Origin of the sequence: Paenibacillus sp. FSL L8-0158 (genome assembly GCF_038592965.1) — a bacterium.
GTDB classification, from domain to species: Bacteria; Bacillota; Bacilli; order Paenibacillales; family Paenibacillaceae; genus Paenibacillus; species Paenibacillus polymyxa_D.
In genome coordinates this window covers 4,477,666-4,499,517 of record NZ_CP151949.1, presented here as the reverse complement: position 1 = coordinate 4,499,517, position 21,852 = coordinate 4,477,666, and the positions used below count along the sequence as shown (strand labels likewise).

At 47.1% G+C, this 21,852-nt stretch carries 17 protein-coding genes; 14 read left to right on the top strand and 3 right to left on the bottom strand.

Features of this window, described 5'->3' with window-relative positions; genetic code table 11:
- Positions 1-114: 114 nt before the first annotated feature.
- The gene (locus tag NSQ68_RS19795) at positions 115-987 is read right to left on the bottom strand and encodes a LysR family transcriptional regulator (RefSeq protein ID WP_342426955.1); all 873 of its coding nucleotides are present in this window, start codon (positions 985-987) and stop codon (positions 115-117) included.
- A 174-nt stretch (positions 988-1,161) separates the two neighbouring features.
- On the opposite strand from NSQ68_RS19795, the gene NSQ68_RS19790 reads away from it, so the two are divergent.
- The 7 genes from NSQ68_RS19790 to NSQ68_RS19760 all read left to right on the top strand — a co-directional run bounded on the left by NSQ68_RS19790 (position 1,162) and on the right by NSQ68_RS19760 (position 8,312).
- Positions 1,162-2,025, top strand: coding sequence for an acyltransferase domain-containing protein (locus NSQ68_RS19790; protein WP_342426954.1), 864 nt, complete (start codon positions 1,162-1,164; stop codon positions 2,023-2,025).
- On the top strand, positions 2,022-3,668 hold the full coding sequence (gene mdcA, locus NSQ68_RS19785) for a malonate decarboxylase subunit alpha (RefSeq protein ID WP_342426953.1): 1,647 nt from the start codon (positions 2,022-2,024) through the stop codon (positions 3,666-3,668). The genes NSQ68_RS19790 and mdcA overlap by 4 nt, the downstream gene beginning before the upstream one ends.
- 4 nt (positions 3,669-3,672) lie before the next feature.
- Entirely contained in the window at positions 3,673-4,497 is an 825-nt protein-coding gene (locus NSQ68_RS19780; protein WP_342429140.1) for a triphosphoribosyl-dephospho-CoA synthase, read from the top strand.
- Between the two features lie 28 nt (positions 4,498-4,525).
- Positions 4,526-4,825 carry a malonate decarboxylase subunit delta gene (locus NSQ68_RS19775; protein ID WP_342426952.1) on the top strand — a complete coding sequence of 100 codons (300 nt, stop codon included), beginning with the start codon at positions 4,526-4,528 and terminating at the stop codon, positions 4,823-4,825.
- Positions 4,815-6,488, top strand: a complete 1,674-nt coding sequence (gene mdcD, locus NSQ68_RS19770; RefSeq protein WP_342426951.1) for a biotin-independent malonate decarboxylase subunit beta — start codon at positions 4,815-4,817, stop codon at positions 6,486-6,488. The genes NSQ68_RS19775 and mdcD overlap by 11 nt, the downstream gene beginning before the upstream one ends.
- Positions 6,482-7,102 (top strand): malonate decarboxylase holo-ACP synthase, encoded by a 621-nt coding sequence (locus NSQ68_RS19765; RefSeq protein WP_307353432.1) that lies wholly within the window; start codon positions 6,482-6,484, stop codon positions 7,100-7,102. The genes mdcD and NSQ68_RS19765 overlap by 7 nt, the downstream gene beginning before the upstream one ends.
- Positions 7,103-7,181: 79 nt before the next feature.
- The gene (locus tag NSQ68_RS19760; protein ID WP_342426950.1) at positions 7,182-8,312 is read left to right on the top strand and encodes an acyltransferase family protein; all 1,131 of its coding nucleotides are present in this window, start codon (positions 7,182-7,184) and stop codon (positions 8,310-8,312) included.
- A 141-nt stretch (positions 8,313-8,453) separates the two neighbouring features.
- On the opposite strand, the gene NSQ68_RS19755 is transcribed toward NSQ68_RS19760, so the two are convergent.
- Positions 8,454-9,932, bottom strand: a complete 1,479-nt coding sequence (locus NSQ68_RS19755) for a PTS transporter subunit EIIC (protein ID WP_342426949.1) — start codon at positions 9,930-9,932, stop codon at positions 8,454-8,456.
- 317 nt (positions 9,933-10,249) lie between these two features.
- Here NSQ68_RS19755 and NSQ68_RS19750 point away from each other — a divergent pair, with 317 nt between their 5' ends.
- A complete protein-coding gene (locus tag NSQ68_RS19750) occupies positions 10,250-11,074 on the top strand; it encodes an MIP/aquaporin family protein (RefSeq protein WP_342426948.1) in 825 nt (274 codons plus the stop codon).
- Between the two features lie 32 nt (positions 11,075-11,106).
- Positions 11,107-12,600, top strand: coding sequence for a glycerol kinase GlpK (gene glpK, locus NSQ68_RS19745; RefSeq protein ID WP_342426947.1), 1,494 nt, complete (start codon positions 11,107-11,109; stop codon positions 12,598-12,600).
- A gap of 91 nt (positions 12,601-12,691) precedes the next feature.
- Here the strand turns inward: glpK and NSQ68_RS19740 are convergent, their stop codons facing one another.
- Positions 12,692-13,732 carry a LacI family DNA-binding transcriptional regulator gene (locus NSQ68_RS19740; protein WP_342426946.1) on the bottom strand — a complete coding sequence of 347 codons (1,041 nt, stop codon included), beginning with the start codon at positions 13,730-13,732 and terminating at the stop codon, positions 12,692-12,694.
- A gap of 294 nt (positions 13,733-14,026) precedes the next feature.
- Here NSQ68_RS19740 and NSQ68_RS19735 point away from each other — a divergent pair, with 294 nt between their 5' ends.
- The 5 genes from NSQ68_RS19735 (at position 14,027) to NSQ68_RS19715 (ending at position 21,800) form a co-directional block, all read left to right on the top strand.
- Positions 14,027-15,355 carry an extracellular solute-binding protein gene (locus NSQ68_RS19735; protein WP_342426945.1) on the top strand — a complete coding sequence of 443 codons (1,329 nt, stop codon included), beginning with the start codon at positions 14,027-14,029 and terminating at the stop codon, positions 15,353-15,355.
- Between the two features lie 111 nt (positions 15,356-15,466).
- Positions 15,467-16,360 carry a sugar ABC transporter permease gene (locus NSQ68_RS19730; protein WP_342426944.1) on the top strand — a complete coding sequence of 298 codons (894 nt, stop codon included), beginning with the start codon at positions 15,467-15,469 and terminating at the stop codon, positions 16,358-16,360.
- Complete coding sequence (locus NSQ68_RS19725) at positions 16,360-17,178, top strand: carbohydrate ABC transporter permease (RefSeq protein WP_342426943.1); 819 nt, start codon at positions 16,360-16,362, stop codon at positions 17,176-17,178. The genes NSQ68_RS19730 and NSQ68_RS19725 overlap by 1 nt, the downstream gene beginning before the upstream one ends.
- 23 nt (positions 17,179-17,201) lie before the next feature.
- The gene (locus tag NSQ68_RS19720; protein ID WP_342426942.1) at positions 17,202-18,548 is read left to right on the top strand and encodes a GH1 family beta-glucosidase; all 1,347 of its coding nucleotides are present in this window, start codon (positions 17,202-17,204) and stop codon (positions 18,546-18,548) included.
- Between the two features lie 18 nt (positions 18,549-18,566).
- Entirely contained in the window at positions 18,567-21,800 is a 3,234-nt protein-coding gene (locus tag NSQ68_RS19715; RefSeq protein WP_342426941.1) for a cellobiose phosphorylase, read from the top strand.
- Positions 21,801-21,852: the final 52 nt, after the last annotated feature.

The window sequence follows — 21,852 nt, the reverse complement described above, 5'->3', positions numbered from 1 at the left end:
AAAAATTGAAACAAAGCATTTATAGAAATTAAATACTCTAAAGATATTAATCCTATTAATCCGAAGAAAGATAAAACAATAAGGCAGATATTATGTCAAAAGGTATCTAAATCGTCAATGCTGAGCAATATCTTGGAAAAATCTAATGATGAATTCGAAGAACGATTTCTCTATATCGGTGTGCAGTTCCCCAGTAGGATAGGACAGATAGATTGTTCGCATACATCGAGGCTCCCTGATTTGAAGCAGCTTGATGTCTTCGGTTACAACGTTCCTCCACAGGATAGAAGGAATAAAGGATATGCCAAGTCCTGTTTGAATCAACCCTCTTACCGTAGCCGGATCATCACTTTCAAAGACGATGTTCGGTTCAAAAGGGATATGTGTAAAAAAGTGGTCCGTTGTTTTTCTAAGCGAATTACCAGGTGTAAGGCTGATAAACTTCTCATGCTCTAGATCTTTCAGGAATACGGTGTCCTGAACACTCAGAGGGTGAGATTTTGGTACGCCAAGCAAAATTTCCTCCTCCAGCAGGATCGTATGCTCGTTGTCCGCCAACTCTTCGGACGTAATCGCAAAATCGTACGCCGGTCCTTTCTTCATCTTCGAAGGGTGCTGGGTCAGGTTGAATCTAATTTGAGGATAGAGATCGCGAAACTTGTCGACAAGGTTGGGCAAAAGCATAGAGCCGACGGCAACGTATAACGTGATGACCTCTACCATTTCGTTCTTCATTTCTTTGACCTCGGATATGCCTTGCTCTAGCGCTGAGAGCGACTGATTTACTCTTTTTAGGAACTTCTTTCCATATTCATTCAGCACGATATGTTTTCCTTCGCGGTCAAATAGCTGCACACCCAATTCCGTCTCCAGGTTTCTAATCATTTTACTTAAGGCAGGCTGTGAGATAAACAACTCGTTCGCGGCACGTGTGACATGCTCATACTTTGAGGTCATTTGAAAATACTTAAGCTGCAAATAATCCATAGTGAAAAATCCCCTTTATAACCATTAGGTTATCAATTATATGTGAATATATATATTTTACAGGTATTTGCTCACTTATTACAATTGACAATGTAAGATAATCAATCCGCTAAAGGTGGTGAGATTCTGAACATTGTTTTTACATTTCCCGGCCAGGGGTCACAGGTTCCTGGAATGCTCCAAGATGTGCCCGAGTATGTGAAAAAGGCAACAAGTATCATTGGAACTGAACTGCGTGATGATGAGAAGGCTATGGACTCAACGGTCTGGATTCAGACGGCACTCTTCGTTAAGGAGACCGCAATAGCCTACCGGTTGATCGAGCAGGGGATCCGGCCCCAATTCGTGGCAGGGCATTCCATTGGTGCATTTCCTGCGGCGGTCATCGCGGGAGTTCTCTCGTTCGAGGATGCGCTTCGGATCGTATGGCTACGTGCCCGGTTGATGGAAGAATCCTTCCCTGAAGGCTATGGAATGGGTGTAATTGTTGGGCTTACGAAGGCGGAGGTTCAACAAGCCGTGACTCTCTCCCATAGCGAGACGACGCCCGTCTACCTCTCGAATATAAACGCAGAGCAGCAAATCGTCGTATCCGGATCATTGGTAGGGTTAAATAAAGCATTTATGCATGTGAAAGAGCTTGGGAGCGCTAAAACAGCGCTACTGAAGGTTCCGATTCCTTCACACTCCCCGCTGATGTCAGAGGTAGCCAATAAGCTATTGCTGAAAATACACACTTTTTCTTTGCGGGACGCTCAAATACCATATTTGGTAAATCATACGGGCAGAAAGACGAAAGCCAAGGAAAAAATTGCGGAGGACCTTGCACTAAACGTAGCATATCCCGTCCAGTGGATGGATATGGCGGCGGTCTGCGTCGAATCGGGAGCTGACTGTTTCATCGAGATGCCGCCGGGTCATACTCTTTCCAGACTTGTAAAGCAATCCCACATGAATACTCGGCAAATGGCCGTGGACGAAATCGGTCTGGAAGCGACTCAGTATCTGATTAGAAAATGGAAGGAGCAAGAAGAATGAATAAAGTACAGCGATCCTGGTCACAAAAACGTGATAAAAAGCAGGAAAAGTTAGAAAAAGTGAAAAAGTGGCTGGACGGAAAATATATCGACTCCTCCCGAATCGTCGACCTGATGGAGGCGCTAATTGAGCCAGGCGCGAAGGTCGTCCTGGAAGGAGACAACCAGAAGCAAGCGTCCTTCCTTTCCCAGAAGCTGCTGGAAGTCGATCCTGGCAAGGTGCATGATCTGCATATGATTATGTCCAGCATTTCAAGACCCGAACACTTGGATATTTTCGAGAAAGGCATCGCCGGGAGGCTGGATTTCTCCTACAGTGGCTCCCAAAGCCTGCGTGTTGCGCAAATGATTACTGACGGGACGCTTAAGCTCGGTGACATCCATACGTATTTGGAATTGTTCGGACGTCTCTTCATTGACCTTATTCCAGATGTGGTGCTGGTAGCGGCAGACAAATCAGATCGCGAGGGCAATCTGTATACCGGAAACAATACGGAAGAAACTCCGACGATCGTGGAAGCGGCAGCTTTCAAGGATGGGATCGTGATTGTACAGGTTAACGAAATCGTGGACGAGCTGCCGCGAACCGATATTCCAGCGTCCTGGGTCGACGTCATTGTACAAGCCGACAAACCGTACACACTGGAAGCACTGTTTACCCGTGATCCACAGAATATTACTGAACTGCAAATTCTGATGGGCATGATGGCGATCAAGGGTATTTATGGAAAACATCAGGTGCAGTCGCTTAATCACGGCATTGGCTTTAATACTGCAGCGATTGAGCTTTTGCTACCGACCTATGGTGAACAGCTTGGCCTGAAAGGGAAGATTGCCAAGCACTGGGCCCTGAATCCGCATCCGACTTTGATTCCGGCGATTGAATCCGGCTGGGTCGAAAGCATTCACAGCTTTGGAGGCGAGGTCGGTATGGAGAAATACATTGCGGCTCGTTCAGATGTGTTCTTCGTCGGCAAGGACGGATCTATGCGCTCCAACCGCGCGATGTGTCAGGTTGCAGGTCAATTCGCAGTAGATATGTTTATCGGATCAACGTTACAAATGGACAGCGCGGGCAATTCGTCTACCGTTACTTCCGGCAGACTGTCCGGTTTTGGAGGAGCACCGAATATGGGGCATGATCCTCGGGGACGGCGACATGCGACTCCTGCCTGGCTTGACATGATCGAGCGCCCGACGGAACTCTCCAAAGGCCGGAAATTGGTCGTGCAGATGGTTGAAACATACGGTGCCAACAAAAAGCCAGTATTCGTAGATTCGCTAGATGCCATCAAGGTGAAGGATGAATCTAGCCTCGCCATTACGCCGGTCATGATTTACGGGGATGATGTCACCCACGTCCTTACCGAGGAAGGCATTGCATACCTCTACAAGACAGACAGCATAGAGGAGAGAAAGAAGGCTCTCGCGGCAATTGGAGGCGTAACGCCTTTAGGAATGGAAAGTAATGAGAGCGATGTAAGCCTGTTGCGTGACAGAGGGATTGTGGCCTATCCGGAGGATCTTGGGATCATGCGCAGACAAGCCAAGCGCTCGCTGCTGGCAGCACAGACGGTTAACGACCTCGTAGATTGGTCAGACGGATTGTATGATCCGCCGGCTAAATTCCGGAGTTGGTCTTAAAGCCATGCTCACGATGAAGCATTCAGCTTTCACGGCTTCTCTGGCTGCCAAAGCTGTAAAAGCCCTGATGGAAGAGGCCCTTCTTACGCCCAAGCCTGGACTTGTCGATGCCAGAGACAATGGCTCTCATACAGATATGTCCATCGATCTAATGCTTGCATCAGCAAGAGTATTGGAGGATACGTTTCGGGAAATAGCCATTGTGTCATACCTTCACCCGGTGAACCAGACTTTGCGTGAGCAGATCGCTCTTATCGGGCGGGAAGGCGAAAAGGTGATGCTCAGTGCAACGAACGGTGTCAATACACATAAGGGTGCCATTTGGACCCTGGGGCTTTTAACGAGTGCACGGGCAGCCTTTCCGAGGGAGCGGGACCCTCATCAGATAATGAGCATTGCAGGAAGAATCGCATCGTTCCATGACCGGTACCGCCCGATGCAGCAGACGAATGGACAAGCGGTTAAAAAGAAATACGCGGTAGTGGGGGCAGAGGAAGAAGCGAAGCTAGGCTTTCCGCACATCCGGGACGAAGCTTTGCCTGCTTTGCTGCGTGCCAGGGCTTGTGGGAAGACAGAGGTGGAAGCACGCATAGAAGCTTTATTGGCCTTGATGGCAAGTGTGGATGATACTTGTATCCTGCACCGCGGTCAGGTGTCGGATCTAATGGCGATTCAGAGAATGTCCGCAGCGTTCCTTGCAGCAGACGGATTAAGAACCCAGTCGGGCAGAAAGTTGCTCTACCGCTTGTCCGAGTATTGCAATGTTAGACAACTTTCACCCGGAGGCAGTGCCGACCTGCTAGCTGCGACATTATTTCTTATCGATTGATACTTTTAATTGGAGGTGTTTCTGAAGGATGGAAAAATTACAGTTTCAATACCAGACTACGAAGCCCATCCGTAAGCCGGCACATATCGGTGTTGTCGGTTCGGGGGATTTGGAGATTATTGTAGAGCCTGTGGAAGGCCAGACCACCCACGTCAGCATTTTAACAGGCAGTGAAGGATTTGGACAAGTATGGGAGAATGTTCTGATCCGTTTTTTTAACCGTTATCCGATTACTGCCAATATTACAGTTCATGACTTCGGAGCTACTCCGGGTGTAGTAACGCTTAGATTTACGCAAGTGTTGGAGGTGCTAGATTATGCAGAATAGTTTTGTGGAACTGAATGGACGCGAGAGAGCCAAAGCGTTGCTGGACGAAGGGACTTTCCGGGAGATGCTTGGGCCGTTGGACAAAATCCAATCCCCCCACTTAGAGCCGCAAGGCATTGTTCCTCAGAGCGATGACGGGATCATTCTGGCTCTTGGCGAAATACACAAACAGAAGGTCTTGATCATTTCGATGGAAGGCGCTTTTCAAGGAGGAGGTATTGGAGAAGTCAGCGGGGCCAAAATTTCCGGAGCGCTCGAACTGGCACTGGAAGAGAATAAGAGAGGGAACAAACTACATCCCATCATGATCTTCGATACAGGGGGTGTTCGGCTACAGGAAGCGAACTATGGATTGTTGTCGATTTCGGAGATTGCTACCCAGATCGTTGCCTTGCGTAAATACGTTCCTGTTATCGGACTGATCCCGGGCCGCGTAGGGGCATTTGGGGGAATGTCCATTACTGCAGAATTGTTTACCACTCTGATTGCTACGAAGAAAGCGCGTCTCGGTCTGAACGGGCCGGAGGTCATTGAGCAGGAAGCAGGGGTCATGGAGTTCGATGCAAGCGACAAAGCCTTGATTTGGGACACAATCGGAGCTAACCAGCGCTTCCAAACCGGATTGATTGACGAAATGGTGGAAGATACGACGGATGCAGTTGCCGAAGCGATTGATACTGCGCTCAAGGCACCGGCGAAGCCTGCTAAAACAGAGCAAATCGATTTCTATCTGACCCTGTTAAACACTCTTGATCCTACAGAAGCTTGGACACCTGAGCGCTATCGCGAATTTTACACGCAGATACAGCCTGTGCAGCAGCCTGTCCCGCTGGCAAAAGAGGGTGCGGCCGACATGTCGGATAGTAGAGGTTATCGCTGGTTCTCCCGCTTGACGGGCATTGCTCACCCAATCAGCGATGTTCCTTCAGTGCTTGCGGCAGACGTGGATAAGAACGGACAACTGTGCAGATATATCGCCATTGTTCCGAATGCCACCAACCGATTCCCGCGTGTCAGAAACGGTGAGGTTGGTATGCTTGAAGGCTGGACGGTGGCTCAAATCATCAGGGACGCAATCCGTCAAGATGAGAAAAAAGAAACCAAACGTCCGATCATTGCCATCATTGATGTACCGAGTCAAGCCTATGGCTATAAGGAAGAAATGGTCGGTATCAGTCTTGCCCTGGCTGCAAGTGCAGATGCTTACGCAACCGCTAGATTAGAAGGCCATCCAGTTATTGGTGTGATTGTCGGTAACGCGATTTCCGGGGGCTTCCTCGCGCATGGGCTGCAATCGAATCGTTTGATCGCACTGGATGACAGCAAGGTCAATATTCAGGCCATGTCCAAGGCTTCTGCTGCTCGGATTACCAAGCGGACGATTGCCGAGCTTGAAGAAGCTACCAAGAAAGTTCCAGCTATGGCCTACGATGTTCGTAGCTACAGTACTCTGGGGGCATTATATCAGATGCTGAGCGGTATCCATGCAGACGATCCACAGAGTAGTGATGTAGCCATCGTGGAAAAGGCCATTTCCGAGGCAATCGAGAGTACGAAAGGAGCGCCCCGCGACCTGAGCTTCCGATTGCAGACCAAGGAAGCTATGGCGGGCGGGCGGACTGCAACCCGTGGCGTTCGAGATGCGCTTTTGGAGCAATGGTAATCCATCCACATGATCTGATTGAAGTGTCCAATTTGAAATATCTCTCCTTATATGAAGACAAGGAGTGGGTAACCGCCTCGCTGAGGCGGACCCCCTTTGTGGTCGTTCGCCGAGCCGATCCGTCGGCGGATGGTTGCATTCCCGTCGGAGTACGGGGACAGGAACGGAATCAACGGGAAGCTGCATTTCTGGACCCGAAAGGGTTGTGCCAGATCGTGTCTCCCTATGCGATAGTAAAACGTCAGATGTGGAACTCCTTGTCTACAGAGAGACGGCAGCAGCCTGTTCTTCAGTTGATGGACTTGTTAGCAGAAATGATGGCGGATTGGCGCTGGGGGCCAGCGGGGAGCGCAGGATTCGAAATAGTAACGCAATACCCGACTGTGAAGGAAACGAGTGATCTTGACCTTGTTATAGATGGTTCAGAGGTTATTGATTATACAGCAGCTGAAAGACTTGTGCACAAGTTGGAGCATCTGGGTGTTCGAATTGACATTCAATTGGAGACAAGAGACGGTGCCTACGTCCTGCGCGAAATTCTTGAGAGACGGGCCAGCACTGTGGTGCTGCGAACTTCTTCGGGTCCCAAGCTCGTTCGTAATCCTTGGCAATAAGGAGCTATAATCAACGGCAAAAGGGAGGAATGCACGACCATTTGGCTTCAGGCAAGCTGTCAAAGGGGAAGTGCGTATTATGGAAAACACTGAAGAGCGGAATATTAATATTAATGAGAGCGACATCTTAAAGGTGTTTGCCGTCAGCGGAGCGATCTTGCAAAGCGTTCTGGGGATGTTTCTGAAGTATGCACACACTAACGATAACCTAGCCTTATTAGGCGTCATTTTCAATATAGTAAAGTATACTGCGCCAGTCTTTATTTTTGCCATTGTATATGGGATGGTGAAAAATAATCAGCATACGAAGGTATCCCATTTTTACAAGGAAAAATTCGGGGAGCTCGTGATTCCTTATTTACTGTGGGCAGCGGCTGGCTTGATTTTCTTCCCGGAAATTCAGGTTAATCAGCACGTTACATCATTCCGGACGCTCATCGAGTCATTTGTGCTCGGTAATGCATCATCACAGTTTTGGTACACGGTGATGATGCTGCAATTTCAAGTGCTGATGCCAGTCCTTATCTTCATTTGCTATAAATACCTGGCTAAGCCTAAGCGGGTCATTCCGCTGCTTATTGTGAGCTTCGTGATTTTCGGAGCATGGCTATGGATGTACGATACCTTCGTATTTCAAGGAGCATATGCGATTAGTCTACGTTACCTTGACCGCTTTTTCGTCAGTTATTTTATTTATGCTTTACTAGGTGGAATCGCTTGGGTATATAAGAAACAGTTCGACGGAGTGCTTCGCCGGATTCAGTTCATACTCATTCCGGTAATGCTGCTTATTCTCATTTGGACAAATCGCGAATTTTTCGGTTTTGGATTTGAGGATATGTCATTTGGCAATCTGATTTATCTGAAGCCGTCCATGACCTTGTACAGTTTGGTAGTGATTTTCCTGATTTACATGCTGGCAAGACATTTGATCAGCGTAAATTCCCGTTCACTTCCCTATTACAAATGGTTATCTACTTATGCGTACCGGGCCTTTACAGCGAACGTATTTATTTTGGTCATCGTGCTGTGCTTGGTCGGTGATTTGGTAAGTCAGCTTCCTTTCTTCGTGGCACTGCTTTTGGTTTATCTGACGACTGTAGCCTGCTCCTTCGGCATCGTCTATGCCTTTGCGCAGATAAAGGTAAAGGTATGTCGTGAATGGTTATTGTTGAAACAAAAAAGAGTGCAAAGCACCGATCTAAGATAAGTGCCTAAAAGAAAATAATACAGATAACAACGCATATATGACATCCTAATTTAGGCGTATCTAAGTTATTGGCGTATTGACGGCAACCTCAAGGGTATCTCGATGATTGAAGAGATACCCTTTTTGTGAACCTGAACTTACTTACATCAACCTCTGTATTTCATCTTTCAGAATTTCGGACCGAGTCCCGAAAATAACCTGCAGCGCTCCGTTACCCAGCCTGATGATTCCCGACGCTCCGAGCTGCCTGAGAGCTTGATCGTTAACTGCTTTGTCGTCTTTGACGACAAGACGTAGCCGTGTGATGCAGGCATCAATGCTTAGGATATTGTCCGAACCGCCGAGATAGGTTAGTACCCTGCCTGCCTGACTAGATGGAGTGTCGGATGTAGCGTTTGCTTTTCCATTGGGTACAGATTCGTTAGCCTCAGACAGGAGACTGTCTTCTACATCGTCTTCACGCCCAGGAGTTTTTAGGTTGAATTTGAGAATGATAAACCGGAACAGAAAGTAATAGATGAGGGCGAAGACAAGCCCGATCGGGATCATTCGCAATGGGTGGGTGGAGAGTTTCATATTGACCAGATAGTCAATGAGTCCTGCTGAAAAGGAAAAGCCCAGTTTGACATCCAGTAGGTATACGACCAGGCCACTCAGGCCTGTCAGCAGAGCATGAACGCCGTAAAGCAATGGTGCAATGAACATAAACGAAAATTCGAGAGGCTCGGTAATTCCGGTCAGGAACGATGCCAGCGCAGAACCGATGAAGATGGAAGCGACGGCTTTACGTTTTTCCGGCTTAGCCGTATGGATAAATGCGAGGGCTGCTGCTGGCAGAGCGAACATCATAATGGGGAAGAAGCCGGACATGAACATACCCGCCGATGTATCGCCTGCGAAAAAACGTGTCAGGTCACCATGAACGACCTCACCAGCAGCATTGGTGTAGTCACCAATTTGAAACCATGCGATTGAGTTCAACACATGATGCAAACCGAGCGGGATTAGCAGCCGATTGGCAATCATGAATACCATTGATCCGATTCCGCCAAAGCCGACAATCCAGTTGCCGAAGACTGCAATCCCATCTTGGATCGGACTCCAGATCATACCGAGCAGAATGGCTAGAATCATGGTTGTGAAGGCGGTAATCATGGGGACAAAACGTTTGCCCGAGAAGAAGCCAAGCCAATCCGGGAGCTGTATATTATGATATTTTTTAAACAGAAAAGCAGACCATCCACCGATAAAAATACCACCCAATATGCCCATGTCCAGCTTGACGTCGTCTGGAATATATGCAAATATACCCGGCACTGCCGCCAAAATACGGGTCAACACCATATAGGCAATGACTGCCGATAATGCGGCTACTGCGTCGCCTGCCAGACCAATGGCAACACCAATGGAGAAAATGAGCGCAAGGTTACCAAAGATAGCCCCCGCCCCCTCGTTCAGAAAAGGAGTTACATAATGATTCAGAAATCCGCCAACTACGGGACCAAACGGTATATCCGTTTCATAATTAATCAGTGCTAATCCTTGTAAAATCCCTGCGGCGGGTAGAGTGGCTACTGGAAGCATTAACGACTTGCCGATTTTTTGCAGAAATTTCAGCATAACATTCTTCCCTTCTTCATCGAGTTTGGGAGTGTCGTATTCATCCTGAAATCCTTACTTTTGCCCATTTTTTTACATCATAAATCGGGGTATCTAACATGGTCAACGATTATTTTAAGCTAGGGAAAGACGTAAATCCGTAGTTGACATCGCTTACATGCTTATATAGTATCAAATTTAAGTTAATAATCGTGACGGAGACAAGAGAGCCACGCAGACATCCCATGGTACAGCACAGGGTTGGTTTGTGATGGCTTTTCTTTTTTTGTGCGATGAAAGCGATCAAAATCGGGTGATCTATTGAGGAGGTAGGTTGTATGTCGCCATACGCAGCCGAATTTATAGGGACAATGATTCTTATTGCCCTAGGTGGCGGGGTGTGCGCAGGGGTGTCCCTGAAAAAGTCATTTGCTCACGCTTCCGGCTGGATTGTGATTGGAATGGGATGGGGGCTCGCGGTTGCTGTTGGGGTGTATGCAGTAGGTGAAATCAGCGGAGCCCATTTGAATCCGGCAGTGACACTGGCGCTGGCATTTCAGGGTGTTTTTCCATGGCGGGATGTTCCCGGCTATATTGTGGCTCAGCTTCTGGGGGCCATGGCGGGTGCGATCATCGTCGTTTTGCATTATTGGCCTCACTGGAAAGAGACGGAGGACACAGCAACCAAACTCAGTGTATTTGCGACAGGACCGGCTATTGATCATCCGTTTGCCAACGTGCTTAGTGAAATGATAGGTACTTTCATCTTTGTGCTTGCTCTGCAGTCATTTGGTGCCAATTCATTTACAGGGGGCTTAAAACCGCTGATTGTGGGTTTTTTGGTTGTTAGTATCGGTTTATCCTTTGGAGGGACAACGGGCTATGCCATCAATCCAGCGAGAGATTTTGGGCCGCGTCTGATGCATTATTTACTACCGATTCCCGGTAAGGGAGCATCCAACTGGAAATATGCCTGGGTGCCCATTGTAGGGCCGCTGTTGGGTGGATCTTTCGCAGGGCTGTTTTATCAGGCTGTTTTTAGGGGGAGTGTGACTCCGGCTTTCTGGATTTTACTAGGGATCATTGTGATTGTACTCTTGACTACCTTCCGTATGAGTCGTACTTATAAAAATCATAAAACGGATCACAAACTTACAGCGTAAAAACGATGGATTTACACGGGGAGAGATGAACAATGGGAAAATATATTTTGTCACTAGATCAGGGAACGACAAGCTCAAGAGCGATTTTGTTCAATAGCGAAGGAGATGTAGTGTACTCGGCTCAGCGAGAATTTCCGCAATATTTTCCTCATCCCGGCTGGGTGGAGCAGAATGCGAATGAAATCTGGAGCTCTATTCTCGGAGTCATTGCCTCCTGTCTTTCCGAATCCGGTGTAAAAGCAAACCAGGTGGCTGCCATCGGCATTACCAATCAGCGAGAATCGGTGGCTGTGTGGGACAAAAATACAGGAGTGCCCGTGTATAACGTACTCGTATGGCAATCACGCCAAACCTCTGACATCTGTGAAGAATTGAAGCGGCAAGGACACGAGAAACTGTTTCACAGCAAAACAGGGCTGTTGATCGACCCGTATTTTTCAGGCACTAAAGTAAAGTGGATACTGGACCATGTGGAGGGCGCGCGGGAAAAGGCGGAACGAGGTGACCTGTTATTCGGTACGATTGATTCGTGGCTGATCTGGAAACTATCCGGCGGAACGGCACATGTGACGGACTACTCAAATGCGGCTAGGACGCTCATGTACAACATTTATGAGCTAAAGTGGGACGAAGAGCTACTGGACATTCTGGGTGTTCCGAAAATCATGCTACCTGAGGTAAGGCCCTCTTCCGAGGTATATGCGCACACCGTGGATTATCATTTCTTCGGTCAGAATGTACCGATTGCCGGTGCAGCAGGTGACCAGCAGGCAGCCTTGTTCGGTCAGGCATGTTACGAAAAAGGGATGATCAAAAACACCTACGGCACAGGCTGCTTTATGCTGATGAATACGGGGGAACAACCTGTTGAATCTAAACACGGCCTGATTACGACCATCGCTTGGGGACTGGAGGAAGGCAAAGTGCAATACGCACTCGAGGGGAGTGTATTTGTAGCGGGGGCGGCGATCCAGTGGCTGCGAGACGGGCTGCGTATGTTCCGTGAAGCGAAGGACAGTGAGCCTTATGCCGCTCGTGTTTCGTCTACAGAAGGAGTGTATCTTGTCCCCGCTTTTGTCGGACTGGGCAGCCCCTACTGGGATAGCGAGGTGCGCGGAGCGATGTTCGGCCTGACACGAGGGACCACGAAGGAACATTTTATCCGCGCCACATTGGAGTCACTCGCTTATCAGACCAAGGATGTGCTTACAGCCATGGAGATCGATTCAGGTATTGCGGTGAAGACGCTGCGGGTGGACGGAGGAGCTGTGTTGAACAATTTTCTGATGCAATTCCAGAGCGATATTTTGGATGCAACAGTGGAGCGGCCAGTGATCCATGAGACGACGGCACTGGGGGCTGCATGTCTGGCAGGTTTGGCTATTGGATATTGGAAGAGTACGGATGAACTTCGTAAGCGGGTGAGGGTGGAAACCTCTTTTGCCCCGAATATGGATGAATCAACACGTGAAGGCTTGTATGAAGGCTGGAAAAAGGCTGTGAATGCGACGATGGCCTACAAGTAATGATTAAGCGATGGGTCTCTGAATATTAAACTGCAAAAAGATGACTTCTGAATTTAGAATTTATCAGGAGTCATCTTTTTTAAGGCGTGAGCTAACCTTTGACCTTCGTATGGTTCCAATGTTGGCCGGCTCCGCAGGAGCTACGAATGACCAGTTCCGGCTCGACTTTAATACATTTGGTATCCATTTGTTTATTCATCAGGTCAAACAGCACCATAGCGGCTAGACGGCCTATTTTTTGCTTGTCTTGTTTTACAGTCGTTAGTGGAGGTTCGGTATAACGACAGGCTTCTATATCATCACATCCCACTACAGCAATATCTTCGGGTACCCTCAAGCCGCTTTCCTTGAAAGCACGTATGGCACCAAAGGCAAGCAGGTCGGTAGCCGCAAAAATAGCCTTTGGTAAATTTCCTTGCTGTATCCACGCTTTCGCGATCTGGTATCCATCTTCTGCCGCGTAGTCCTTACCATACACGAACCATTCAGGTCTGACATCAAGACTAAACCGTTTTAGTGAAGTGATAAAGGCTTCCTCTCTCTCTTTAATAACCAAGGAGGGACGTTCAATGCCTATAAAACCCATTTCGCGGTATCCATTCATGTAAAAGTGCTCAACAACCTTCATTGAAATCTTCTGATTGTCGGACATGATGTAGCAGGAACTGGCTCCGGTTAGCTCAATATCGACACCGATGCAAGGGATAGGGCTGGCGTCGAGATCAAAAACACTCTTCTCCACTTCATCTCCAGCAATAATAATGCACCCGTCCACTGAAAAATATTTTGAGCGTGCCAAATAGTCCTCTCCATTATCCAGAAATTTCTCATTTGAAAAAAACAGCAGATCGTAACCGAGCAAGCCAATCTGTTTTTTGAAGACGTTAATGATATCTACAAAAAAAGGATGACTAAAATCAACATTCAGCTTGCCGGCAAATATAACGCCTACCAGATTAGATTTTTTGGTAGCCAGCGTTTTAGCCGAGGAGGAGGGTCTATAGCCTGTTTCCTCCATGATTTTAAGTACCCGCTGCCGAGTTTCCTCACTGATGTCCGTGTAATTGTTAATGATTTTCGAAACCGTTGCCACCGAAACGCCTGCCATGCTAGCTATTGTTTTTATATTCATGGAATCCTCCGTAACTAAACTGATTTAGTTAAATTGACTTTGCTTTTCAAAATTAATGATTACTCGTATTCTATGCTACCTCATAGAAGTGAGTCAACAGTGCTAATAAAGGATGTTACCTAATATTTTATGGAGAATTAAGTTTGATTTAGCGGTAGTTAATGTTTTTTTGATAATTTACAAATTGCTATTTACAAATACAGGCTATCCGATACATAATAGTAGCTGTAATTAACTAAACCGCTTTCGTAAAAGTGAATGCATTTATTCTAAGATTACAGGGGGAATTTTGTAATGCTGAAAAAGTGTCTTTCTTTACTTATTGTAACCGCTTTAATCGTGGTGTTGGCCGCTTGCGGCAAAGGTGGCGAAGCTGGACAGAACGGGAATAAAAAGGTCACGTTAAAGATTATTCATTGGCAGCAGGAAAATATTAATAACTATATAAAGGAATTTAATAAAAAGTTTGAAGAGAAGTATCCCGATGTTCAGGTGGAGTATACGACGGTTCCTGCTGATTCCACTTATGATCAACTGATGCAAACGCGTATGAATGCTGGTTCAACCGGTGATGCAGACATTATTCCTCTGAAATTCAGCTTCGTAGGCGCACCGCAGGAATGGTCTAAGGGAGCAGCTGATCCGATGTGGAAGCAGTGGATTGAGGGAGGGCTCATTGCAGATCTGTCGGATCAAGCTTTTATCAAAAACTATAATCCTACAGATGTCAAAAATGCCATGACCTACAACGACAAAGTATACGGTGTAAACATGGGAAAGGTGGCCCTGACAGGCCTGTTTTACAACAAAGAGATCTTTGAAAAATATAATCTTGCTGTGCCGACGACATGGGACGAACTGGTGAATGTGATGAAGGTGCTTAAGGATAATGGCGTAGAACCGCTTGGTTTTGGCGGTAAGGATGTATGGCCTATTAATCTTGCTGTCCAAGGGCTTCAAGCCTCTATCCATGATGATCAGCTGGAATATATCAAAGGGCTATGGACAGGTAAGACGAAGCTGACAGACCCCGTCCAGCTCGAGGTTCTGGAAAAATCACAAATTTTGATGAACAACGCCATTAGTGGATTTATGGGGATTGACTATGGAACCTTGCCAAGCTTGTTTGCTTCAGGTCGTGTGGCCATGATTGCGGATGGTACGTGGGATGCAACTACGATCCAGACAGCCAATCCAGAGATGAAATTTGGTTATTTCCCGATTCCAGGCAGTAACGATCCGGCCAAAAATAAAAACCTTGCAGGCAAGTACGATATGACCTGGATGGTATTGGAGAAATCGCCAAACAAGGATTATGCGATCAAATGGCTTGAAATGCTCTCCGAGAAGCAGAATTACACCGATTTTGTGAACGCTGCTGGATTTTTGCCAACACAATCTGATGTGAAGATAAGCAGCGACTTTGTTAATGAAATCCAGCCTTCACTGGAAAACTTCAAGCTCTCTTGGGATCAGCTGTTTATCAATCGTAAGAATGTTGGACAGTACATTAAGGAAGCCAGCGTACACGCGGAATTTTTGGCGCCTGCTGGTCCGATAAAGACGCCTTTGGAGCTTGCTCAGAAATCTCAGGCAGACTGGGATGCGGCAGCCCCTAAATAAATCTACACAATATATAGACCGAAATGGTCTAGTTCGTCTATATATTACACTTTGGAGCGACTGGAATCGAATTTTGTAAAATCCCAAATAATGTAAAAAGGTGTGAGACCCATGTATCCCTTCGGAAAGGGTGCGGCCCGGATAATGCCCTATCTTTTGCTGAGTATTCCGGTGCTGCTCTATTTGCTGCTTGGTTTTGGACCCTCTATGGTAACCGTTCTTTTTTCCTTTACAGATGCTACCGGGGTTCCGGGACAGACGTGGAATTTTATTGGATTCGAGAATTACACGACCTTTTTCACCTCCTCCGATTCTGGAGATCGTATCGCTTCCATTGGCCGCTCCTTATATTTTGCCGTAGCGGTGGTTGTGATTCAAAATGCAGTGGGGCTGTTCATGGCCATCCTGATTAATAAGAAGCTCAAAGGGGATGTGTTATATCGCTCTGTATTTTTCCTGCCCGTTGTGCTCGGGGTCACGGTATCCGGCCTGATCTGGCAGCTGCTTGCCAATCCGCTTGGGGGTCCTGCGCAAGCCTTGATGAACTTTTTTGGAACCAGCTCCAACTTCTTCGGGGATTATGATATTGCATTTGAATTGATTATTTTTGTGCAAATTTGGATGTACATGGGTTACTCGATGACTATTTTCTTAGCCGGACTCCAATCCATCCCCAGTGACTTATATGAAGCAGGGTATATGGACGGTGCCTCTGGATGGAAAGCGTTCATAAATATTACCTTTCCGATGATTGCGCCGTCCTTTACCGTCAATATGCTGCTGTCCATTATCGGCGCATTGCAGACCTTTGACATTATTTATGTGCTGACAGGTGGTAAATTCAACACGACAACACTTGCGTTTGATGTGTATGCCACAGCCTTTGGCTCTGGGACATCAGATTACGGTCTTGCTTCCGCAGTTGCTATGATCCAGTTTGTGTTCGTATTTACGGTATCGATGATTGCTCTGTATTACTTGCGTAGAAGAGAGGTGGAAATGTAATGAGCAGTAGCAAAGGAACCAAAATAATGAGCTACACCATTGTACTGCTCATGCTTTCGTTATATGTACTCCCGCTTTTCTACCTTTTTAATGTATCGATGAAGACTCAAAGTGAGTATCTGATGGACCCTGTAGCTCTAGCCAAGGGTATACGCTTGGAGAATTTTATGGATGCTTGGGAAAAAGGGAACTTCTCTCAATACATGTGGAACAGTATTTTGTATACAGGCGTATCTACGTTATTAACGCTGATTATATCCGCGTTTGCAGCTTTTCCACTGGCGCGGGGATATGTTAAGTTCAGTACCTTCTTTTATGTGTTTTTCCTGATATCCATGTATCTCCCGAATCCGCTGATTCCGCAATTTGCTCTCATTAATAGTCTGGGACTTTACAATACCCAGCTTGGTTTTATTTTGCTGAAAACAACAGGTACCGGCATCGCTTTCCTGATGTTTGTGGGATATATCAAGTCTGTCTCCCGAGAGCTGGATGAAGCGGCTGCAATGGACGGGTGCGGATATTCACGATATTTGTTTACGATTCTTGTCCCGCTGATGAAGCCGGTGTTGGCGACAGGCATCATTTTGACAGCGATTGGGGCGTGGAACGACATTATAGGTCCTACTATTTATTTGTCTGATCCTGCGTATCAGCCAGTGACCAAGGGATTGTTCTCCTTCTACGGACAATACATGAACAACTGGCCGCTGCTCGCTTGCGGCATTCTGATTGTTACATTACCGCTCGTAATTTTGTATATTTTCCTCCAGCGCTTTATTGTCGGCGGTGCAATGGCCGGAGCTGTGAAGTCTTGATACCTGAAAGGATGATACCGAGTATGAGTGAGAATACCTATACATTCCCCACCACGTTTATGTGGGGAACTTCGACCTCTTCTTATCAAATTGAAGGTGGCGTAGATGAGGAAGGAAGAACGCCTTCTATTTGGGATACTTTCTGTCGAGTACCCGGAAAGGTGATCGGAGGGGACTGCGGAGATGTGGCTTGTGACCATTTTCACCGCTTTAAGGAAGACGTGCAATTAATGAAGCAACTTGGTTTTTTACATTACCGTTTTTCCGTGGCCTGGCCGCGCATTATTCCCGCACCTGGCGTGGTTAACGAACAGGGGTTGCTCTTCTATGAGCGCCTGCTAGATGAGATTGAGTCGGCCGGGCTAATTCCAATGCTGACGCTATATCATTGGGATCTACCGCAGTGGATTGAGGACGAGGGCGGTTGGACGCAGCGAGAGATTATCCAACATTTTAAAACGTATGCCTCTGTAATCATGGATCGATTTGGACAGCGTATAAACTGGTGGAATACGATAAATGAGCCCTACTGCGCCTCTATTTTGGGCTATGGCACAGGCGAGCATGCCCCCGGCCATGAGAACTGGAGGGAAGCCTTTACTGCCGCTCATCATGTTCTGATATGTCACGGGATAGCCATGAACTTACACAAGGAAAAGGGCCTGACAGGCAATATCGGTATTACGCTGAACATGGAGCATGTCGATGCAGCCTCTGAACACCCTGAGGATGTAGCCGCTGCTGTCCGGCGGGATGGCTTTATTAATCGTTGGTTTGCCGAGCCATTGTTTAACGGGAAATACCCTGAGGATATGGTGGAATGGTACGGGGCGCACTTGAACGGATTGGATTTTGTACAGCCTGGTGATATGGAGCTGATTCAGCAGCCAGGGGATTTTTTGGGCATCAATTACTACGCCCGCAGCATCATTCGAGCGACTACAGACGCTTCGTTGCTTCAGGTCGAGCAGGTTTCTATAGAGGAACCGGTAACGGATATGGGATGGGAGATTCACCCTGAATCCTTTTATAAGCTGCTGACGCGGATTGAGAAGGATTTTTCCAAGGGATTACCCATCCTGATTACGGAAAACGGAGCAGCGATGAAGGACGAACTGGTGAATGGAAAGATTGAAGACATTGGGCGTCAGCATTACATTGAGGAACATTTAAAGGCATGCCATCGCTTTATTGGGGAGGGAGGTCAGCTTAAGGGCTATTTTGTCTGGTCTTTCCTTGATAACTTTGAATGGGCCTGGGGATACAGCAAACGTTTTGGGATTATACACATCAATTACGACACGCAGGAACGGACACCCAAACAAAGTGCGCTGTGGTTCAAGCAAGTGATGGCGAATAACGGGTTTTAAACAGAAAAGGGGTGCACGATGCAGCAATATTATTTTGACGATCAAGGACGTTTTGTGATTGAGAATTATGCGCAGGCCAAGCCCTTTTCCAGTTTTCTACCCGGTATTGCTGGCGTTCAGGGGATTCCGCTGTGGGCCTATTATGTTAATCGTGGGCAAGGAATCGCAAGCTTTGGTGTAGAGGATAAGAATGGAGCCATCATGGAGTTTTTTCCGGCCAACCGCAGCTATAGTCTTGTGCCGATACATGGCTTTCGAACGTTTTTAAAAGTGAAGATGCAGGGCGAGTGGGGCTATGTGGAGCCATTTTCGGCTGTGCATCCAGTGGAGCGTGAACAGCAAAAAATGTTGATATCTCGCCATATGCTAGAAATACGGAGCACCAATCCAGACATAGGGCTTGAGGTGCGTGTGCAATATTTCACGCTTCCCCATGAAAGTTACGCTGCTTTGGTGCGCAAGGTGGAGATTATCAATCATTCCGCGCAAGAGTTTGAAATGGAGGTGCTGGACGGCATGCCTGCCGTGTTGCCCTTCGGTATTGATAATGCGGCGTACAAGGAGCTTGGACATACACTGAAAAGCTGGATGGATGTGTATAATCTCAACAATAGCATTCCTTACTATAAGGTGCGTGGGAGCACAGCGGATACAAGTGAGATCCATCAAATTGAAGCGGGACACTTTATGTACAGCTTCGTAGAGGAGGAGGGCAAGACCAGGCTACTGAGTCCAATTGTCGATCCGTCCGTAATATTTGGTGAAAATACGGCACTGACCTTCCCTGATCGCTTTATCCATTCACGCGTCGAAGACTTGGTTTCACAACAGCCTGTGACGACAAATAAAGTGCCTTGTGGGTTTAGCGGCTACACAGCACGACTGGCGGCAGGTACTACCATCAATCACTGTACGATTATCGGGCATGTGAATGATATTCAATCTATCAATGAACGGATTACGGAAATTGCAACCATACCTTATATCGAGCAGAAGGCGGAGGAAGCCAAAGCGTTGATCGAAGAGTTGACGGATGAAATGGCAACGCGGACATCCATTCCGTTATTTGATGAATACTGCCGTCAGAACTATCTGGATAACCTGTTACGCGGTGGTTATCCATTGCTGCTGGACAACGGCACGGAGCATCCGTTTGTATATCATGTATTTTCGCGCAAGCATGGGGATCTCGAACGGGACTATAATTTCTTTAGGCTCCAGGCGGGATATTATTCTCAAGGAAATGGTAATTTTCGTGATGCAAACCAGAACCGGAGAAATGATGTGTGGTTTAACCCCGGCGTAGGAGATTTCAATATCCGTTTGTTTATGAGCCTGATTCAGCCAGACGGCTATAATCCGCTTGTTGTAAAGGGGTGTAGCTTTCAAATACGAGAGCTGGAGCCGTTGCTAGGACAGGTGGATGTGGCAGGTCACTCGTCTTTGCGTGCTTTTTTTCAATCGTCGTTCACCCCGGGTGAGCTGATTCAACATATCATTCATGACAACATCGCACTAAAGCAAACGGTTGAGACGTTTGTAACCGAAGCCCTCAAGCATTCCGAACAATGCTATGAGGCTGATTTTGGTGAAGGTTTCTGGATTGACCATTGGACTTATAACATGGATTTAATCGAAAGTTATCTAAGTATCTATCCGGACAAACAAGAGGAACTCTTGCTCGCGACCAGAGTGTACATGTATTACGACAGTCCGGCATGGGTACAGCCACGTCGAAACAGATACGTGCAGATGAAGGACGGACGTATCCGTCAGTACGAGGCGGTCGTAGAGAGTAAGGAGAAAGAAGCTCAGCTGCACGCCCGGGATCGCGATGTTCATTGGGTTCGAACCGAACATGGAAGCGGAGAGATTTATAAGTCCAATTTATATGAAAAGCTGCTGTCATTAGCAGCCATCAAGCTGTCTACGCTGGACCCGGAGGGCTTGGGAATTGAGATGGAGGCGGGCAAGCCGGGATGGAATGATTCCATGAACGGACTTCCGGGGTTGTTTGCTTCTGGATTCGGTGAACTGTGTGAATTACAGCGACTCGTAAGATTTTTAATACATGCACAGGTGAAGCTTTCGGGCGATTCTGTGTTACGGTTGCCGCGAGAAGTTGCTAAGTTGATCCAACAGTTGAGGCTCACAATGGAGGGATACTACCACGATTCTGATGAGGCTGATTACAGGAATAAAAGCAAGGATTACAGCTTCTGGTCACGGATTTCGGATGCTAGAGAAGCGTATCGCGAAACAGTTCGTTTTGGATTTGAAGGGGCAGAAACATCACTAGTGTTTGATGATGTGCTGGTGTTTTTGCGCCAGGCTGAACGTAAGCTTCAACAGGGGATCGATAAGGCTCTGCTTATCGGTGAGGGGATATACCCAACCTTCTTTTATTATGAAGCCAGAGAATTCGAGGTACAGGAGGATGAGTGCGGGGGCAAGTTCGTAAACATACTTTCCTTCGAACGTAAAGATATACCACATTTTCTAGAGGGACCGACCCGGGCTATGAAAGTGGTTGGCGACATTGTAAATGGGCAGAAGCTGTATCGGCAAATCAGGCAGAGCGGGCTTTACGACAGGAAGCTGGGCATGTATAAGGTGAATGAAAGTCTGGCTGGACAGCCATTCGAACTCGGTCGTTCCAGAGCTTTTACGCCGGGTTGGCTGGAAAATGAATCTATATTTATGCATATGGAATATAAATATTTACTTGAATGCCTAAAGGCGGGTCTATACACTGAATTTTTTTCAGACATTAAAAAAGCGTTGCCACCTTTTATGGACCCAGAGGTCTACGGAAGAAGCACGCTGGAGAACAGCTCCTTTATTGCTAGCAGTGCTAATCCTGATGCAAGTTTGCATGGAACGGGATATATCGCGAGACTGAGCGGATCTACGGCAGAATTTATCCATATGTGGATATGGATGATGACGGGCGGGCAGCCGTTTGGTTATGATCATAGGGGCCTATCCTTGAAGCTGGAGCCTAAGCTGCCAGGCTGGCTTTTCACAGCTACAGGTGAGCTATCTTTCTGTTTTCTCGGAAGCTGCCAGGTGACTTATTTTAATACGGATCGCAAGGATACTTATGCACCGGAATGCATAGTGACCCAGTATGTACTGCATTACGCCAGTGGCGAAAAGAAGACGATAAGCCAGGCTGTATTAGATCATAAAGAGGCACAAGATGTGAGAGAGCGGTTGATTTCCCGTATCGAGGTATATTTGGGGACATAGCCACATTAATTAAAGCCGTCATGCTGCAATAACAGACATGACGGCTTTTTAT

Bases quoted from the DNA above. Each gene is read 5' to 3' on its own strand.
- NSQ68_RS19795 (WP_342426955.1), bottom strand. From the start codon at position 987: ATGGATTATTTGCAGCTTAAGTATTTTCAAATGACCTCAAAGTATGAG.
- NSQ68_RS19790 (WP_342426954.1), top strand. From the start codon at position 1,162: ATGCTCCAAGATGTGCCCGAGTATGTGAAAAAGGCAACAAGTATCATT.
- mdcA (WP_342426953.1), top strand. From the start codon at position 2,022: ATGAATAAAGTACAGCGATCCTGGTCACAAAAACGTGATAAAAAGCAG.
- NSQ68_RS19780 (WP_342429140.1), top strand. From the start codon at position 3,673: ATGCTCACGATGAAGCATTCAGCTTTCACGGCTTCTCTGGCTGCCAAA.
- NSQ68_RS19775 (WP_342426952.1), top strand. From the start codon at position 4,526: ATGGAAAAATTACAGTTTCAATACCAGACTACGAAGCCCATCCGTAAG.
- mdcD (WP_342426951.1), top strand. From the start codon at position 4,815: ATGCAGAATAGTTTTGTGGAACTGAATGGACGCGAGAGAGCCAAAGCG.
- NSQ68_RS19765 (WP_307353432.1), top strand. From the start codon at position 6,482: ATGGTAATCCATCCACATGATCTGATTGAAGTGTCCAATTTGAAATAT.
- NSQ68_RS19760 (WP_342426950.1), top strand. From the start codon at position 7,182: ATGGAAAACACTGAAGAGCGGAATATTAATATTAATGAGAGCGACATC.
- NSQ68_RS19755 (WP_342426949.1), bottom strand. From the start codon at position 9,932: ATGCTGAAATTTCTGCAAAAAATCGGCAAGTCGTTAATGCTTCCAGTA.
- NSQ68_RS19750 (WP_342426948.1), top strand. From the start codon at position 10,250: ATGTCGCCATACGCAGCCGAATTTATAGGGACAATGATTCTTATTGCC.
- glpK (WP_342426947.1), top strand. From the start codon at position 11,107: ATGGGAAAATATATTTTGTCACTAGATCAGGGAACGACAAGCTCAAGA.
- NSQ68_RS19740 (WP_342426946.1), bottom strand. From the start codon at position 13,732: ATGAATATAAAAACAATAGCTAGCATGGCAGGCGTTTCGGTGGCAACG.
- NSQ68_RS19735 (WP_342426945.1), top strand. From the start codon at position 14,027: ATGCTGAAAAAGTGTCTTTCTTTACTTATTGTAACCGCTTTAATCGTG.
- NSQ68_RS19730 (WP_342426944.1), top strand. From the start codon at position 15,467: ATGTATCCCTTCGGAAAGGGTGCGGCCCGGATAATGCCCTATCTTTTG.
- NSQ68_RS19725 (WP_342426943.1), top strand. From the start codon at position 16,360: ATGAGCAGTAGCAAAGGAACCAAAATAATGAGCTACACCATTGTACTG.
- NSQ68_RS19720 (WP_342426942.1), top strand. From the start codon at position 17,202: ATGAGTGAGAATACCTATACATTCCCCACCACGTTTATGTGGGGAACT.
- NSQ68_RS19715 (WP_342426941.1), top strand. From the start codon at position 18,567: ATGCAGCAATATTATTTTGACGATCAAGGACGTTTTGTGATTGAGAAT.